The sequence below is a fragment of the Deltaproteobacteria bacterium genome (genome assembly GCA_021737785.1).
In the GTDB taxonomy this organism is placed as follows: domain Bacteria; phylum Desulfobacterota; class DSM-4660; order Desulfatiglandales; family Desulfatiglandaceae; genus AUK324.
Genome location: JAIPDI010000021.1, coordinates 70,611 through 87,153 on the forward strand (window position 1 = coordinate 70,611; position 16,543 = coordinate 87,153).

The 16,543-nt window shown below is 53.3% G+C and carries 13 protein-coding genes and 2 pseudogenes; all 15 read left to right on the forward strand.

Features of this window, described 5'->3' with window-relative positions:
* Window positions 1-191: 191 nt before the first annotated feature.
* The 15 genes and pseudogenes from K9N21_11975 to K9N21_12045 all read left to right on the forward strand — a co-directional run bounded on the left by K9N21_11975 (window position 192) and on the right by K9N21_12045 (window position 16,079).
* On the forward strand, window positions 192-1,538 hold the full coding sequence (locus K9N21_11975) for an FAD-dependent oxidoreductase (GenBank protein MCF8144626.1): 1,347 nt from the start codon (window positions 192-194) through the stop codon (window positions 1,536-1,538).
* Window positions 1,539-1,655: 117 nt separating this feature from the next.
* Entirely contained in the window at window positions 1,656-2,432 is a 777-nt protein-coding gene (locus K9N21_11980) for an HD domain-containing protein (protein ID MCF8144627.1), read from the forward strand.
* Window positions 2,433-2,577: 145 nt separating this feature from the next.
* The gene (locus tag K9N21_11985) at window positions 2,578-2,850 is read left to right on the forward strand and encodes a BrnA antitoxin family protein (protein ID MCF8144628.1); all 273 of its coding nucleotides are present in this window, start codon (window positions 2,578-2,580) and stop codon (window positions 2,848-2,850) included.
* 505 nt (window positions 2,851-3,355) lie between these two features.
* Entirely contained in the window at window positions 3,356-3,922 is a 567-nt protein-coding gene (locus K9N21_11990; GenBank protein MCF8144629.1) for a class I SAM-dependent methyltransferase, read from the forward strand.
* Between the two features lie 185 nt (window positions 3,923-4,107).
* Window positions 4,108-4,377 carry a type II toxin-antitoxin system HicA family toxin gene (locus K9N21_11995; GenBank protein MCF8144630.1) on the forward strand — a complete coding sequence of 90 codons (270 nt, stop codon included), beginning with the start codon at window positions 4,108-4,110 and terminating at the stop codon, window positions 4,375-4,377.
* Window positions 4,358-4,708, forward strand: coding sequence for a type II toxin-antitoxin system HicB family antitoxin (locus K9N21_12000; GenBank protein MCF8144631.1), 351 nt, complete (start codon window positions 4,358-4,360; stop codon window positions 4,706-4,708). Before K9N21_11995 ends, K9N21_12000 begins: the two co-directional genes overlap by 20 nt.
* A gap of 433 nt (window positions 4,709-5,141) precedes the next feature.
* Entirely contained in the window at window positions 5,142-5,687 is a 546-nt protein-coding gene (locus tag K9N21_12005; protein ID MCF8144632.1) for an ORF6N domain-containing protein, read from the forward strand.
* Window positions 5,688-6,173: 486 nt separating this feature from the next.
* Window positions 6,174-9,589, forward strand: a pseudogene (locus K9N21_12010) (NgoFVII family restriction endonuclease).
* A 72-nt stretch (window positions 9,590-9,661) separates the two neighbouring features.
* Window positions 9,662-9,865 carry a hypothetical protein gene (locus K9N21_12015; GenBank protein MCF8144633.1) on the forward strand — a complete coding sequence of 68 codons (204 nt, stop codon included), beginning with the start codon at window positions 9,662-9,664 and terminating at the stop codon, window positions 9,863-9,865.
* A gap of 3 nt (window positions 9,866-9,868) precedes the next feature.
* Window positions 9,869-10,156, forward strand: coding sequence for a type II toxin-antitoxin system RelE/ParE family toxin (locus K9N21_12020; protein ID MCF8144634.1), 288 nt, complete (start codon window positions 9,869-9,871; stop codon window positions 10,154-10,156).
* A 4-nt stretch (window positions 10,157-10,160) separates the two neighbouring features.
* Window positions 10,161-13,556 (forward strand): annotated as a pseudogene (locus K9N21_12025) (SAM-dependent methyltransferase).
* Between the two features lie 327 nt (window positions 13,557-13,883).
* Complete coding sequence (locus K9N21_12030) at window positions 13,884-14,621, forward strand: hypothetical protein (protein ID MCF8144635.1); 738 nt, start codon at window positions 13,884-13,886, stop codon at window positions 14,619-14,621.
* Between the two features lie 248 nt (window positions 14,622-14,869).
* The gene (locus K9N21_12035; GenBank protein MCF8144636.1) at window positions 14,870-15,130 is read left to right on the forward strand and encodes a DUF4258 domain-containing protein; all 261 of its coding nucleotides are present in this window, start codon (window positions 14,870-14,872) and stop codon (window positions 15,128-15,130) included.
* Window positions 15,127-15,324: a DUF2283 domain-containing protein gene (locus tag K9N21_12040; GenBank protein ID MCF8144637.1), complete on the forward strand. Its 198-nt coding sequence runs from the start codon at window positions 15,127-15,129 to the stop codon at window positions 15,322-15,324. Before K9N21_12035 ends, K9N21_12040 begins: the two co-directional genes overlap by 4 nt.
* 134 nt (window positions 15,325-15,458) lie before the next feature.
* Window positions 15,459-16,079, forward strand: a complete 621-nt coding sequence (locus K9N21_12045; protein ID MCF8144638.1) for a DNA-processing protein DprA — start codon at window positions 15,459-15,461, stop codon at window positions 16,077-16,079.
* The last annotated feature ends 464 nt before the right edge of the window (window positions 16,080-16,543 follow it).

Here is a 16,543-nt window from a genome sequence, read left to right on the forward strand (position 1 = left end):
CCCCGGTCATGATCTTTACGGAGAAAGGCTTTTCATGGTATGGTGTCCGACAGGATGTGTTCGAGTCCGGGCTGAAGATCGGCCTGTTTTGTTTAAGATCTTTTCAGGTGATCGAAAAGAGATATGGCATATCCCTGGGATCTTCTGTCTCAGGAAGGCCCTTTTTTTCTTTCAGACACCGGGGAGTGCAAATGGACTATGACGTGATTATCGTCGGGGCCGGCCCGGCAGGCATTTTTGCGGCACTGACCCTTGCAGACATGGGGGTTCCGCGTGTGCTTCTCCTTGAGAGAGGAAAAGATCTCAGCCTGCGCAGGCACCACAGTGTGGAGGACCGGCTCTGCGGATGGGGCGGCGCCGGCGCCTTCAGCGACGGAAAGCTGACCCTTTCCAGAGAGATCGGAGGGGTCTTGGGGGATTTCATCGGCCCGAGAGACCTTCAGGGCCTGCTGGAGCACACAGACGGGATGTATGTGGCGCACGGGGCCCCGGACCGCATCTTTGGCGAGGACTGGGTGCAGGTGGAGGCCCTGGCCGATCAGGCCAAACTGGCGGATCTTGAACTGATACCCAACCGCATCCGGCATATCGGCACTGAAAACTGCCCGATTGTACTGGAGCGGTTTCGGGCGTCCCTGGCCGGGCGGGTCGAGATACGTACGCAAACCGGGGTCAGGGACATCCTGGTGGACCAGGGAAGGGTCCAGGGGGTGCGGCTGGTCGACGGTCAATGTGTCCACGGGAGGTTTGTGGTGGTGGCACCGGGCAGATCCGGGGCCCCCTGGATGAAAAAGCAGGCAGAGGCCCTGGGCCTGAGGACCCGTTCCACTTCCGTGGACATCGGCGTGCGCGTGGAACTCCCGGCCCCGGTCCTCAAGACGATTACCGACGCCACCTATGAATCCAAACTGGTCCACTATTCGAAAACCTTTGACGAGAAGGTCCGGACCTTTTGCATGAATCCCTACGGTGAGGTGGTGACCGAAGAAAACGACGGCATCATCTCGGTAAACGGACACAGCTATGCTGAAAAAAGGAGCGAGAACACCAATTTTGCCATCCTGGTGAGCAGCTTCTTTACCGAGCCGTTTGATGACCCCATCGCCTATGGCCGGGATATCGCCAGACTTGCGAACCTGCTGGGCGGGGGCGTCATTATCCAGCGGCTGGGGGATCTTCTGGCAGGGAGACGCAGCACCCCGAAGCGGATCGACCGCTGTCTCACCAAGCCGACCCTGAGCGACGCCACGCCGGGGGATTTGAGTTTTGTTTTTCCCTACCGCCATCTCCTGAGCATTATTGAAATGCTCCAGGCCCTCGACCGGATCGCCCCAGGGGTCTATTCGCGGCATACGCTCCTGTATGGCGTAGAAGTGAAGTTCTACTCCAACCGGGCGGACATATCGGCTGAAATGGAGACGGCCATCCACAACCTCTTCGTGGTGGGAGACGGGGCGGGCATCACCCGGGGCCTGCTTCAGGCCTCGGCCAGCGGTACGCTTGCGGCAAGGGCCATTGGGAAGCGGATGGCGGCATGATCCGGATTGCACGGGCGTCTCTTGCCGGGATCTTTCTGAAATGCATCGGTAATGTTCGGACCCGCCGGGAGTGAGCCGCAGGCGGTTCTTGAGAGGTGGCAAATGACTAAAAAGGAGATGAAATTCTTTGTCCTGACCCGGAAGAACCCGAAGCTGAAACAGCTGGTTCATCAAATCAACGAAGATGCGGAACTGTTTCAACTGTGGAAGTGCGCCAATGTGAATGCCGTGGATCGGGGCGGCATCAGCGACCATGGTGAAATCCATATCCGCATCGTGGCCAATGCCGCCTTGAAAATGCTTCGACTGCTGGCCAAGGGAGGCATCTCCCCCAGCGTGGTGAAAGATCACGGTCTGAAACAAGAGGATGGGGAGCTTATCGTGGTCCTTGCCGCATGCCTCCATGACATCGGAATCGCCGTGCACAGGTCCCATCACGAGCAATACAGCCTTTTCCTGGCCTATTCCAAGGCCCGTCAGCTCTTAAAGGACATCTATGAAGAGCCTGATCTCACCACCATCACCTCGGAGGTGTTGCACGCCATTGTCAGCCATGCCGCCGGGGAAACCTGTCTGACCATCGAAGCCGGAGTGCTCAAGGTGGCCGATGCCCTGGACATGACCGAAGGCCGTTCGCGCATCCCCTTTGAAACCGGCCGGGTCAACATTCATTCCATCTCGGCCCGGGCCGTGGATTCGGTGGAGATTGAAAAAGGCCTGGATCGTCCGGTAAAATTGACGATTTCCCTGGCCAATTCAGCGGGGATTTTTCAGCTGGATGAACTTCTGCGCCACAAACTCAAGAATTCCAGCATTGCCGATTATGTGGAAATTACGGCCAGCATCGAGGGCGAAACCGAGCGTAAAATTCTGGAAATTTATAAACCGCAATAAGGGTAACGCGGCGGGGCCGCAACCACAAGAGGTCTCGCGCAAGAGGGCAGATTGCCGAGAAGAGGCGGAAGAGGTGCTGGTGTGAAGGGAAACAGAGCCTCACCTATCTCCGCCCGGGATATGGATTCGGCAGAAAGGAACTATTATGAAAGACAACGATCATCAAGTACGTGAGCCGCTTCCCGAGGCTTTTGCGTCCGAGGACGAGGCAGGGGAATTCTGGGACACGCACAGCACCTCCGACTACGAAGAATATCTGGAACCTGTCGATGCGGTCATCGATATCAGGCGCAGAAGATTCGAGATAGAGGTCGACCAGGAAACATTCTACGCCCTGAATGAATATGCCAGGAAGATCAACGTGCCCGTGAAGAGAGTGGCCAGCAATATCTTAAAGGAAAATATATCCTCTCTTTAGTGGGTGAAGCCCCCATGATAACCTGGTATTTGCGCGGCTAATCCGAAACCACAAGAATGCGATCCTCAAGGCCAGCTTCCCGGTCTCTCGCGACTTCCCCCTGGCATTCCTCATGGACCACACCCTCTGAAACCGGGCGACGGCCGCAGGGGCAAGCTAAAAACCAACGTAAACAATATGACGCCCTCTTCCCGTTTCGTGATGTTGTTGAGTTCCGTGGACAAAACGCATCTTTGCGAAAAAAAGCTCCAGCCTTGTGACCGTATATGACAATCCCGCATGGCAGGATAGCCGGGAGTCAATTGCCAGGAGTCGGAAATCGGTGCAGCCCTGGTTATCTGCCCGCTTTTCGACGGTATTCGGGCATGGATCCGGGATGTTTCTGTTGACATTACCTGTATGGCCGACTATGAAACCTCAGACAAGCTTCATTATCCGGTGTCCTTTTTTCAACCCCACTGTAATAAGCAATCAGCATCCAGCAACGAGCGTTCAACATCCAGCCATGGTTGACTATTACGAGCAAAATTACCTTGAATACCACGCATCGACCTTTGGGATCGACCCCTTTTCATTCCTCAATCCCCTTGTACAGAGGCTTCCCCCTTCAGCGACCATCCTGGATGTGGGGTGCGGTTCGGGCCGTGACATGCGGTGGTTCAAGGAGCGGGGGTTCAGGCCCATGGGGCTGGAGCAGTCTCCGACCATAGCCGCTATGGCCCGCAACCACTCCGGTTGTCCGGTCCTGGAGGTCGACTTTGAGACATATGATTTTTCCGCTCTCTCGTTCGATTCCCTATTGCTAGTGGGCGCCCTGGTCCATGTTGCGCATGAGCGGTTTGAGCATATTCTAAAGGCACTTCGTCCGGCCGGCCACGCCCTCATTACCCTCAAAGAGGGCCGAAACCTGACAGAAACATCCCACGGCCGTACCTTCTACCTGTGGCAGGACCAGGATCTCCGACAGATATTCGCAGATCTGAACCTCGCGGTCATGGATTTTTCGCGTGACGTCTCCAAGGTCCGCGACACCGACATCTGGCTCGGATATGTGCTGCAAAAAACGATCTGATATTCGTATGGATAGGGATATTCGTGGTTGGTGAGGCAGTTGAAAAGGCCGAGGTGGTTGCAATTTGCGACCACCTCTCCGAGATTAAATCCTCGGCTGTGGCGCGATGCCGTTAGGTTTGCCTGGTTAAGAGGGAGAGTCTCTTTGCATTTGAAGAATGATATCAAAAGTAGTATCTTAGAGCCATGAACAAAAGACAGAGGAGATCGCTTGAGAAAATTTTCGAACGTCCTACCCGTGCCGACATAGCATGGACCGAGATCCAATCGCTGCTCGGGGCGCTCGGTGCCGATATCCGAGAAGGAAGCGGTTCAAGGATACGCGTTGTCTTGAGAAATCATGTTCTGAACATGCATAAACCCCATCCCCGAAAGGAATTGGGTAAATACGCCGTCGAACTTGTCAGAGATTTTTTGAAGATTGCAGGAGAGGGTCATGACGAAAAACACGCTTAAATACAAAGGATACACGGGAAACGTCCAATTTGATGCTGAAGGCCGCATTTTTCATGGCCGCGTTCTCGGATTAACAGACGTCATCGGCTTTGAAGGGGCCTCGGTTTCAGAACTGGAAAAGGATTTTCATGAAGCAATTGACGATTATCTGGAAACCTGCCGTGAGATTGGCAAGGAACCGGAAAAGCCATTCTCCGGCCGGTTTGTTCTGCGAATCCCTTCGGAACTTCATTGTGCCATCTCTCTTGAGGCGAAAAGACAAAACAAAAGCATCAACCAGTGGATCGCCGAGACCTGCCGACAGGAAGTTTCAGATGCCATGCGTCAATGACATCAAACTGGACGAAAGGCATGATTGGACACACTGTCCCCGGGTAGAGCGAAACCCGACAACCGTTAACCGGGCAGAGGGTGAGAAGATGAGAAGGTGAGAAGGTCAGGTGCCCCTTCCAAAATTCCCCTATGAACCATCAGCCATCAGCTAGGCTCCGCTTTCCCTTGACTAATTCAGCAGTTGGGGCTACATAACATTCGGCAGTCAACACCGACCCGGCTTTCTTCTTCCGTCCCTGATGCGGCATGAGGATTGGAAATGACCTGAAATATCACAAAAACCCCGTTATTCCAGTCAAATGGAAGCGGGGTTTTGTATTTTTGGCCATTGGAGGATGGGAAGCGCCCCGACTGTATTCTGCGACAAGATTAATCAAAAAAGGTCGTGAATATGGGCTGACAGCCACTTCAAATAGACGTAAGGAGCAAGTATGACAGACATTGTTCCCATTGAATCAATTATCAGCAAAATAATTTGGTTGCGAGGGGAAAAGGTTCTTCTGGATAGAGATGTGGCGGCGCTGTATGGGGTGGAAACAAGGGTATTGAAGCAGGCGGTAAAAAGAAATCTCAGGCGGTTCCCTCCGGATTTCATGTTAGAACTCACGAAAGATGAATTTGAGAATTGGAGATCACAATTTGTGACCTCCAGTGGTGACAAGATGGGTTTAAGATATGCGCCCATGGCCTTCACGGAGCACGGTGTGGCGATGCTGTCGAGTGTTCTGAAAAGCGAACGTGCGATCGAGGTGAATATCGCCATTATTCGTGCCTTTGTCAGGCTCCGTCAAATGCTCGTTTCCCATGAGCGGCTTGCCCGTAAGCTGGAAGAAATGGAAATGAATTATGATGAGCGGTTCAGGATTGTCTTTGAGGCCATTCAGCAGCTTGCAGCGCCGCCCGATCCCTCGAGAAAACGGATAGGTTTTGAAGTCGATGAGCCGAAACCGAGATATGGCAAAAAAGATAAAAAGTGAACAGTTATATCTCTGCGGAAGCCCTTTCTTCCGCAACCCGGTGGCCGACCGCGTGCGCTTCGGCCTGGTTCGCCACTTCTCGCACAAGGCCCAGGTGGCGGACAGGTCCAGTTTCGTGAATTTGGTGAGTTTGGTGGATAGAGGACGGAAGGTGAGGCGGCAAGGGGGTGCGTATCCAGATCCAGCATCTAGCATTCAGCGACCAGCATCCAGTTTCCCTTGACTAATTCAGCAGTTGGGAATACATAACACACGGCAGTCAACATCCACCCGGCGTCCTTTTTTCAGCCCGGGCAGGGGCAGGAGGATTTGAAATGGCCTGAAATATAACAAGAGCCCCGTCATTCCAGTCAGATGGAAGCGGGGTTTTGCTTTTTGAGATTCCGATGAAAGCACGACTGCGGCATGTGGCTCCAGGTCTGGTACAAGTCAACAAAGTCACTAACGTGTCGTAAATCTTGCATTGTTGCACAGGAAAGGCTAACAATGCCCCAAGTTTTCGACAATATCGAGCAAGCCCTCCTTCCGGCGCTTCAAGGCGCCTTGCGCCTCTCTGACAGGGCTGATTTCTGCGTCGGCTATTTCAATCTCCGTGGCTGGAAGGAACTGGATAGACATATCGCGCAGTGGTCGGAGACGGATGGCGCATGCAGGCTACTGGTGGGGATGCAGAAGCCGCCACAGGATCAACTCCGTGAAGTCCTGAGCCGCATGTCCCGGGACCAGGGTATGGACAATCAATCCGCCATCCGGCTCAAGAAGCAGCTCGCCGAGGAATTTCGCCGTCAGTTGACCTTTGGCGCCCCCAACAATGAAGACGAAGCCGGGTTGCGCCGTTTGGCCAAAAGGCTCAAAGAAAAGAGGGTTATCGCCAAGCTCTTCTTGCGACATCCCCTTCACGCCAAGCTGTACCTCCTGTTTCGGTCCGACCCCCCAAGCTGTACCTCCTGTTTCGGTCCGACCCCATCAATCCCATTGTCGGCTATCTCGGGAGCAGCAACCTCACCATGGCGGGCCTGGCAGGCCAGGGTGAGTTGAATGTGGACGTTCTGGATCACGATGCCACCCAAAAACTTGCCCGGTGGTTTGACCATCGATGGAACGACCGTTTCTGCATTGATATTTCAAAGGAACTCGTCCAGATCATCGAAGAGAGCTGGGCCCGGGAAGAGCTGGTCCCCCCGTACCATATTTACATCAAAATGGCCTATCACCTGGCTGAAGAGGCGCGTGCCGGCCTGTCCGAGTTTTGCATCCCCCGCGAGTTCCAGGAACACCTCCTGGAGTTTCAGGAGGCGGCCGTCAGGATTGCCGCGCATCACGTCAACAAGAGACATGGCGTTCTTATCGGCGACGTGGTGGGCCTGGGGAAGACATTGATGGCAACCGCCCTGGCCCGCATCTTCGAAGATGATTACGGCATGCGCCCCTTGATTATCTGCCCCAAAAACCTCGTGCCCATGTGGGAGGATTATCGCCAGCAATACGGTCTCAGGGGAAAGGTCCTCTCCATCAGCCGGGCGATCAGGGATCTCCCCGATGAGCGACGCTACCAGCTGGTGGTGATCGACGAGAGCCACAACCTGCGAAACCGGGAAGGCCTCGCCTACCGTGCTGTACAGGAATATATCAAGGAAAATGACAGCCGGGTCGTCTTGCTGACCGCGACGCCTTACAACAAAACTTATCTGGACTTGTCGAACCAGTTGCGCCTGTTCGTGGAAGAGGATTTGGATATCGGCATCCGCCCTGAACAGTACCTGCGCGGCATGTCCGAGACCGAATTCTTACGGAGACACCAGTGCTCGCCAAGGACCCTGGCCGCCTTTGAAAACAGCGAACACCGCGATGACTGGCGCGATCTCATGAGGCTCTATCTGATTCGCCGCACCCGTTCCTTTATCCAGGAAAACTATGCCAAAACAAATGACAGCGACCAGCGCCGGTATCTGGAGTTCCCTGACGGTCGGCGTTCCTATTTCCCCACGCGTACGCCCCGCACGATCCGGTTTCAGGTAGATGATGCAAATCCGGAGGATCAATATGCCCGGCTCTACTCAGACCAGGTTGTGGATGCCATCAATGATCTGGCACTTCCCCGTTATGGACTGGGCAACTACATTGCCCCAAACCTGGACAACCCGCCTACACCGGCAGAACAGCGCCAGCTTCAGGACCTTTCTCGCGCCGGAAAACGCCTCATGGGCTTCTGTCGCACCAATCTCTTTAAACGCCTGGAAAGCTCGGGCATGGCCTTCATCCAGTCCGTGGAACGGCATGTCTTGCGCAATTTTATCTTCCTTCATGCCATTGAGAACAATTTGTCTTTGCCAATCGGTTCTCAGGATGCGGAAATGCTGGATACGCGCTTTTCCGATGAGGACAGGGACGAGGCAACCGAAGACCTTTTTGAGGATGAAGACAGCAGCAATGAGAGGGCCGGTCAAAATGAATCCCTTCGTACCGAGGCCGACTTTCGTCAACGGGCCGCAGAAATCTATGGGCTGTATGAGCGGAAATACACGCGCCGGTTCAAATGGCTGCGGCCGAACCTTTTTATAAAGGCCTTGTCCAGAGATCTCCACGCCGACGCCCGAAAACTGGTGGGCATCCTGGAGATTAACGGCGATTGGAATCCGGGCCGCGACGCTAAGCTGGCCGCACTCGTGGAGCTGTTGACCGAAAAGCATCCCTCGGACAAGGTCCTTGTGTTTACCCAGTTCGCTGACACGGTTCACTACCTGGAAACCCAGTTGCGCGGTATCAAGAGGCTTTCCGGCGTATGCGGCGACACCCCCAATCCAACGGCCCTGGCCTGGCGTTTCAGCCCTGTCAGCAACAAAAAACAGGACCGCATCCGGTCTGATGAAGAACTCCGCGTCTTGGTCGCTACTGACATCCTTTCGGAAGGACAAAACCTGCAGGATTGCGCGGTTGTGGTGAACTACGATCTCCCCTGGGCCATCATCCGCCTGATCCAGCGGGCCGGCCGTGTGGACCGGATCGGCCAGAGCGCCGAGGAAATCCTCTGCTACTCGTTTTTCACTGCCGAGGGCGTGGAGCGGATCATCCGGCTTCGCAGCCGTGTTCGAAACCGGTTGCGCGAAAACCAAGAAGTGGTGGGGAGCGATGAGGCATTCTTTGAAGATCAGAGCGACGAGCAGGTGGTCCGGGATTTGTTTACAGAGAGATCCGGCATCCTGGATGGCGACGATGACGCCGATGTGGACCTGGCGTCGCAGGCCTATCAGATCTGGAAGAACTCAGTGGATCAGGATCCCCATCTAAGACGTCGGATCGAGGCCCTTCCCGACGTGGTCTATGCCACCCGAGGCCATGTTGCGCTGCCCGACAGGCCTGAAGGGGTCCTGGTTTACATGCGCACGGCCGAGGGCAACGACGCCCTGGCCTATGTGGACCCCACAGGGAAAAGCATTACCGAATCCCAGATTGAGATCCTCCGCGCCGCTGCCTGCGAGCCCACAACGCCCGCCCTCCCGAGGCATGACAGACACCACGAACTGGTCCGGGCCGGGGTCGAGCACATTGTCCGCGAAGAAAAGCGGATCGGCGGCCAGCTTGGAAGCCCTCGGGGTGCCCGGTTCCGAACCTATGAGCGGCTGAAGCATTTCATCCAGGAATGGGAGGGCACCCTCTTTGAATCTACTTTTGCCGAACTCAACAAAAGCCTTGATGAAATCTACCGTTACCCCCTGCGGCCCGTGGCGATCGACACCTTAAACCGCCAGCTCAAGGCCGGCATCAACGACCAACAGCTTGCCGATCTGGTGCTCCTCCTTCGCGCGGAGGGCCGGCTCTGCATCATCCATGAAGACGAAGAAGAGGACGGCGAGCCGCGCATTATCTGCTCCATGGGGCTGATCGGGAAAAACAAACCATAGCCGAATGCCTTAGGGCATGGTAACATACCCAAGAGAGACAATAGAAAGGGATTCAAAACAGGGGGTTCTGTTATGAAAACGCAAACAAAGAGGATTCAGACGCCTCTTGAAATACTGGAGGCTATACGAGATTTGACTGAGCAGGAAAAAGAAACCCTTGCGATCCTTGCGGACAAGGAGCTTTCCGATGAGCTTTTGAAAAGAAGGAAGGATGTCATGTTGGAGATGCAAAGAGGCGAGTTAATAAGAGAAGAGGACCTTTTTAGGGACAGCTAAAAAATGTTTGAGATCAAGAGCATCAAAGCCGTGAAGAACGACCTGAAAAGGCTCCCTCACGGCCTTTTAGATGATCTTAAGACGATCCATTTCAAAAACATTCGAGAAAATCCATTTCAAGCCCATGAACTCGGTTATGTGTTCAAGGGCCTCAGATCCTATCATCTGACCCACAAGGGCAAATCCTACAGAATCGTATACGAAGTCTTCGAGGAAGATGGGTTGATTGTCATCAACATGATTGGATCTCGCGAGTCTTTCTATGAAAAGTTGAAAAGGAGAGTCCTGTAAGGCAATGCATCTTGACTTTGAACGCATCCGGCAATTGCTCAAGGCATTTGATTTCCGTACCATGTTCGTTGATGAATTAGGCTGGGACCGGCACGACGCCCACCTCGACATGGCCATCGACGGCCGGATGATCCGTTTGGAGGCCCTGGCCCAAAAACGCGGCATGGTCTCCTACCTCTGCCCCACGCTGCCCGGCGAAACCCTGCCCGATTATGCCACCCGACGCAAAATTGAAAGTCAGGCCGCCAAAACCGCCCACGAGCATCTTATCATCTTTGTGGATCCGGATCAGACCACCCAGGTCTGGCAGTGGGTCAGACGGGAGCCGGGCAAGCCGACCGCCTGCCGGGAGCACACCTTGCACAAGACCCAGCCCGGCGACGCCCTTATCCAGAAACTTCAGGCCATTGCCTTTTCCCTGGAAGAGGAAGAAACCCTCACCCTGAGCGATGTTACCCGGCGGGCCAAGGCCGGATTTGACGTGGAGCGGGTCACCAAGCGCTTTTATGACCGGTTCAAAAAAGAGCATGGGGCCTTTCTCAAGTTTGTTGCCGGCATTACCGAGAAAACAGATCTTGAATGGTATGCCTCGGTCATGCTCAACCGCCTCATGTTCGTCTATTTTATCCAGCGCAAAGGGTTTCTGGACGGCGAGACAGACTACCTTCGCAGTCGCCTTAGGCAGATGCAGAAAGAATACGGCCAGGACCGATTCTACTCTTTTTATCGCTACTTCCTCTTACGTTTGTTCCACGAAGGGCTCGGCGGAAAGACGCGCACGCCTGAGCTTGAAAAGCTCCTCGGTAAGATCCCCTATTTTGACGGCGGCTTTTTTGAAAGGCACCCGGTGGAGCAGCGCTACCCCGACATCCAGATACCGGATGAGGCCTTTGAAAAAATCTTCGACTACTTTGATCAGTACCAGTGGCACCTGGACGAACGGCCTCTCAGGGCCGACAATGAGATCAACCCCGACGTGCTCGGCTACATCTTTGAAAAATACATCAATCAGAAACAGATGGGAGCCTATTACACCAAGGAGGACATCACCGAATACATCAGCAAGAACACCGTGATCCCCTTCCTGTTTGACGCGGCCCGCTCCAGGTGCAGGGTCGCCTTTGAGAATCCCGGCGGCCTTACGGTCTGGGGGCTTCTTGCCACCAATCCGGATCGCTACCTGTACAAGGCGGTCGAACACGGCGTTATCAGAGAAGACGGAAGCATCCTGCCGGAATCCGACCTCCCCGATTTTGTCCAGACCGGCATGCACGACCCCAAGGCCCGCATGTTTGACAAGCGATACAACCTTCAGCAGGCCCCTGCCCATGACCCGGTCCGGCTGGTGACCGAGACCTGGCGGGAATATGTGTACCGTAGAAACCGGTGTCTTGAGATCCGAAAAAAGCTGCAACAGGGCGAAGTGAAAGACATTAACGATCTGATCACCTTCAATTTAGATATTCGCCAGTTCGCCCAGGACGTGATCGAAAGTTGCGAAGGGCCGGACCTGCTGCGGGCCTTCTGGCAAACCATCAACGGCCATGTTCCTGACAAATCAAATGAAAAGTATCAAAACGGCATCACCATCCTTGACCCCACCTGCGGTTCCGGGGCCTTTCTCTTTGCAGCCCTCAATATCCTGGAACCCCTGTACGAGGCCTGTCTGGACCGGATGGCCGCCTTTGTGGAAGACCTGGACCGCTCCAGCCAGAAACACAGACCGGAGAAGTTCTCCGACTTTCGCAAGGTCCTAAAACAGGTGGAGGCCCATCCCAACCGGCGCTACTACATCTTCAAAAACATCATCCTCTATAACCTCTTCGGCGTGGACATCATGGAAGAGGCCGTGGAGATCTGCAAGCTGCGCCTCTTCCTCAAGCTGGTGGCCCAGATCGAACCCGATCCTGGCGCAGACAACCTCGGCATCGAACCCCTGCCGGACATCGATTTCAACATCCGGGCTGGAAACACCCTGGTGGGTTATGCCACTGCAGATGACGTGCGGACGGTTTTCAAGGAGAAACCCGTCGGTAAGCAGGCGCAGGCAAGACTGCAATTCGGCGATGTGCTCAGCGAGTATGAACGGTTTGAAGAGAAAGTTGAATTGGCGGACCGCGCCTTCAAGCACTTCCGCCGAATGCAGACCGACCCGGATATGAACCCAAAGGATTTCGCCGACGCAAAACAGACCCTGCGCGACCGCCTCAAACTCCTGAATGATGAACTCAACCGCCACCTGGCTGGTGAATACGGAATAAATGCCAAGAAAGCCGAATATGCCAATTGGCTGAAGTCCCACCAACCCTTCCACTGGTTCGTGGAGTTTTACGGCATCATGAAGAATGGGGGATTCGACGTCATTATTGGGAATCCTCCCTATGTTCAGATATCAAAAACTCAAGGACGTTATGGTATTAGTGGATACATCACGACAGGCTGTCGCAACCTATATGCATTAATCGGTGAGCGTTGCGGAATCTTGGGTTTGAACGGAAGCCGACTTGGACTTATTGTGCCAATTGGCTCGGCAAGCTTATCAGAGACGGAGACTTGGCGTGGTTTCCTGTCGGAGACATTTGATTCCGTACACACAGCTCATTACGCGATAAGACCGGCCAAGCTATTCAACGGTGTCGAGCAACGACTTACAATTTACCTGGCACAAAAAGGGAACAGGAAGAAAATTCCTATGATAAGCTCAAAGTATCACCAGTGGTATGTACAAGAACGCTCTAATCTATTTGCGCTTCTGCAATATGGTCACGCTCCCAAGCCGCACAGCAGCAATATAATCCTTAAAGGCGGAAGTGAATTAGGGACAACAATTTTGGAGAAGGTGAATAAACACAGTCAGGAGCCATTTGGAAAAACATTCAAATACGGCGTTGGGCATAGACTATTCTTTCACAGAACACCTGGTTACTGGGTGCGTATATTGGATTTCTTACCATATTTTCGATCCCCAGCCGGTGACCGATCAATTCATCACATTCGTGAGTTGACATGTGTTGACGGCACGGCAGCCGGTGTTCTAGGGGCTACAATTAGTAGTTCCACATATTTCTTCTGGCTTTTCGCGTCGGGAAACTGCCGCAACCTCACTTTGGATGATGTTCGTCTTTTTCCTGCCGGTTGCTTTTCATCCCCAAACAGTCAAGCGTTAGTGCGTTTGTTCAGCGCGCTTATGGAGGACTTTCAGCGTAACTCGTTTTTAAATCATAGAGGTGATAGCGAGTTTCAAGAGTTTGACTAGGAACTGTCCAAACCCATCATAGATCGAATCGACCAGGTCCTTGCCAAGCATTATGGCTTTACCGACGAAGAACTGGATTTCATCATAAACTATGACATCAAGTACCGGATGGGCCGTGGGACGGATGGCGGGGGAGAGGAATGAGGGGACTGCCTCGAACGGTGAGAGAGTGCCTGGACAAAGCGCGCGATTCTGCCTTACTTGCCGTTCGAAATTTATAACAAGCCAGCTGTCAGATTTAAGTCGGGTGGATATATCACTCTGATGATCATCGCTTGGACATCAACTAACCACAAATAAAGATGTTTATCTTTTTGCCCTGCAAAATGGTATGCTTGCAAGCCATGCAAGGAATGCTTTGGTGTTACTGAGTAAGGACAAAAAATTGCCGAAACAGTCTTTGCATATTTCCTATGATGCATGGAAGAGACCGGAAATAGAGAAGATTTCTCATTTTGGGGAGGAGCTTTCATGAATGTTGTATATGAACCCAAAGGGAGAGCACGAGAATATTCGGACTTAGCATGCAATCTCTATCTCGGGTGTACGCATGGCTGTCGCTATTGCTATGCACCTGCTACCATGCGGACAACCGGTGAAAAGTGGCATGCAAAGGCTGAACCACGAAAGGATGTTTTGAGACGCCTCGAAAAGGATGCTCAGCGGTTGCAGGGTGATCAGCGCGCCATTCTTTTTTGTTTTTTGTGCGATCCTTACCAGCCGCTTGAGCGAACCGAGCGATTGACGCGACAGTCCCTTGAAATTATCGCTAAACACCGTTTGAACAATCAGATTCTGACCAAAGGATGCGCCGATCTGATCTTGGAGGACATGGCGCTAATGAAGACTGCCCGTACACAATTAGGCATTACTCTTTGTTTTTCGGATGATGCTACACGCAAGGATTGGGAGCCGAGTTCTTCGACTGTAGACGACCGGCTGAGTGTTTTGAAAAGCGCTCATGAAGTAGTGGTTTTTACTTGGGTTAGTCTTGAGCCGGTTATCAATCCCGATCAGGCGCTAGCGGTAATCCGCATGGCGCATCCCTATGTGAACTTCTGGAAGGTGGGGAAACTGAACCACATGAAAGAATATGAGCGGACTGTGGACTGGGGTAAATTTGTTTTTGATGCGGAAAGGCTTTTAACAAGACTTGGCGCAAAATACTATATCAAGAACGACTTGAGTTCTTATGCGATGAAACAGTAACGCCTTAAAAGCAGTACGGATTTACCGACGAGGAACTGGATTTCATCATCAACTATGACATGAATTACCTTATGGGCAGGGAGGCGGCCAATTGCTTCAAGATGGGATATGGCCGTTATGCGCTTAAAAGAATGCCCTCAAGTTCAAGATCGTTCCCCGAAAGCATCTGGGCGTGTTCTCGAGCAGGAAGACCGTGTACAAGGTTGGATTGGTGGAAAGGCCTGCCCGAATGGCGTATGAGAGGACCTATGAAGTTTGAAATCACAAAACATGCAAGGAAGGAAATGGACCGCAGGGCGATACCCGACGATACTGTGGAGGCGATTTTGCAGAAACCAGATCAGATCGTTGAAGGATACGGGGACACGAAGGCTTACCAGTCGATCATGGATTTTGGGACAGGGAAGAACTATCTTGTAAGGGTGATTGTGGACGACAGCGTCGTGCCGGGTAAGGTGATCACAGTGTACAGAACCAGTAGAACAGATAAGTATTGGAGGCAGTTATGAAAATAACCTATGACGCTGAGGTAGACGTCCTGCGCATCCTTTTCAGCGATTCGAAGATTGAGGAAAGCGACGAAGAGAGACCAGGCATCATCCTCGATTTCGACAAGGTCGGCAATATCGTGGGGATGGAGATACTGGACGCGTCCAAGCGGATGGAAAACCCAAGGGCTGTGGAATACGCCGTTGCCGGATGAACCTTGTTTTCAGCGCCGCTTTAAAGGCGCGCGAACAGGCCCGGCGCTTTGGCCATGGCATAATCATCATTAACGAAAATGAAAAGATGGTGGAGAAGTTCCCCGAAAAGGACGTTCGATGAAGGACAGCCTTCATGGCCATGTACCTCCCGTTACAAGTCATCGATAACAACAGCCCTTCCTTCCCCGTTCAACTGACAGAACGCCTGGGCCGGGACACCCCGGTCCGACTCTGGGCCATCGGGAGACTGGATCTGCTCAGTGTCCCCAAAACCGCCCTTTTCTGTTCCAAGACCTGCCCGGGCCATGCCATTCTAAAGGCCATGGATCAGGCGCAAAAATGGCGGGATGAGGGTAGATGTATTATCAGCGGATTTCATTCGCCCATTGAGAAGGAATGTCTGAACATCTTGTTGCGTGGGGTTCAGCCGATCATCATCTGTCCTGCCCGAGGCCTTCAAGGGATGAGGGTTCCAAAGGAATGGCGAAGGGGCATTGACACTGGCCGGATTTTGATCCTCTCGGCCTTTGACCCGTCGCAGCATCGGCTCACTGCTGCACTGTCCGACGAGCGAAACAGATTGGTTGCCGCCCTGGCTGATGAAATCTACTTTGTCCATGTCACCCCGCAGGAAGGATCGCGCAACTTGCCGAACAGGTTTCCGGATGGGGAATCCCAAAGATTGGATAGCGGGGTGCATAAACCCTGCGGGACAATCCATAAAAAGGCAAATACCCTGACAGATCTTCTTTGAAGAAAGAAGGACGACTCGGAATAGCGCGGGGGATCACGAACTCTTTGACAGACGTGCATTCACCGCCTCCCCCGACTTCCACATCCAGGTATCGGATCGGATTCACGGCACCAACGGCTTCATCGATCGGCAGGAAGCGTATCATGGAAAATTCCTCGAGGCTCCGCAGCGTCCAGCCCATTACCCCGAGCCCACCTTCGTGGCCTTGGAATGTCCGAGAGGTGTTCCAAGAGGAGGCCAGTATGGGGGAAATATACAGGAGAGTTGATCTGAACTGACTTTGAGCTATCCGATACCGGAGGGGCCAAGGGGGACGGAGGGGCCAAGGGTTGGGGGCCAGGATACCCGGCGCAGTCAAAAACAGCGTTCGGGTCGTTATTACCGGACGGATTCATCGATCTCCATACTCTTCAAAACTTCGGCCTGCACCGTGTCCCATATGACCCTTTTTAGTGACAGATAGT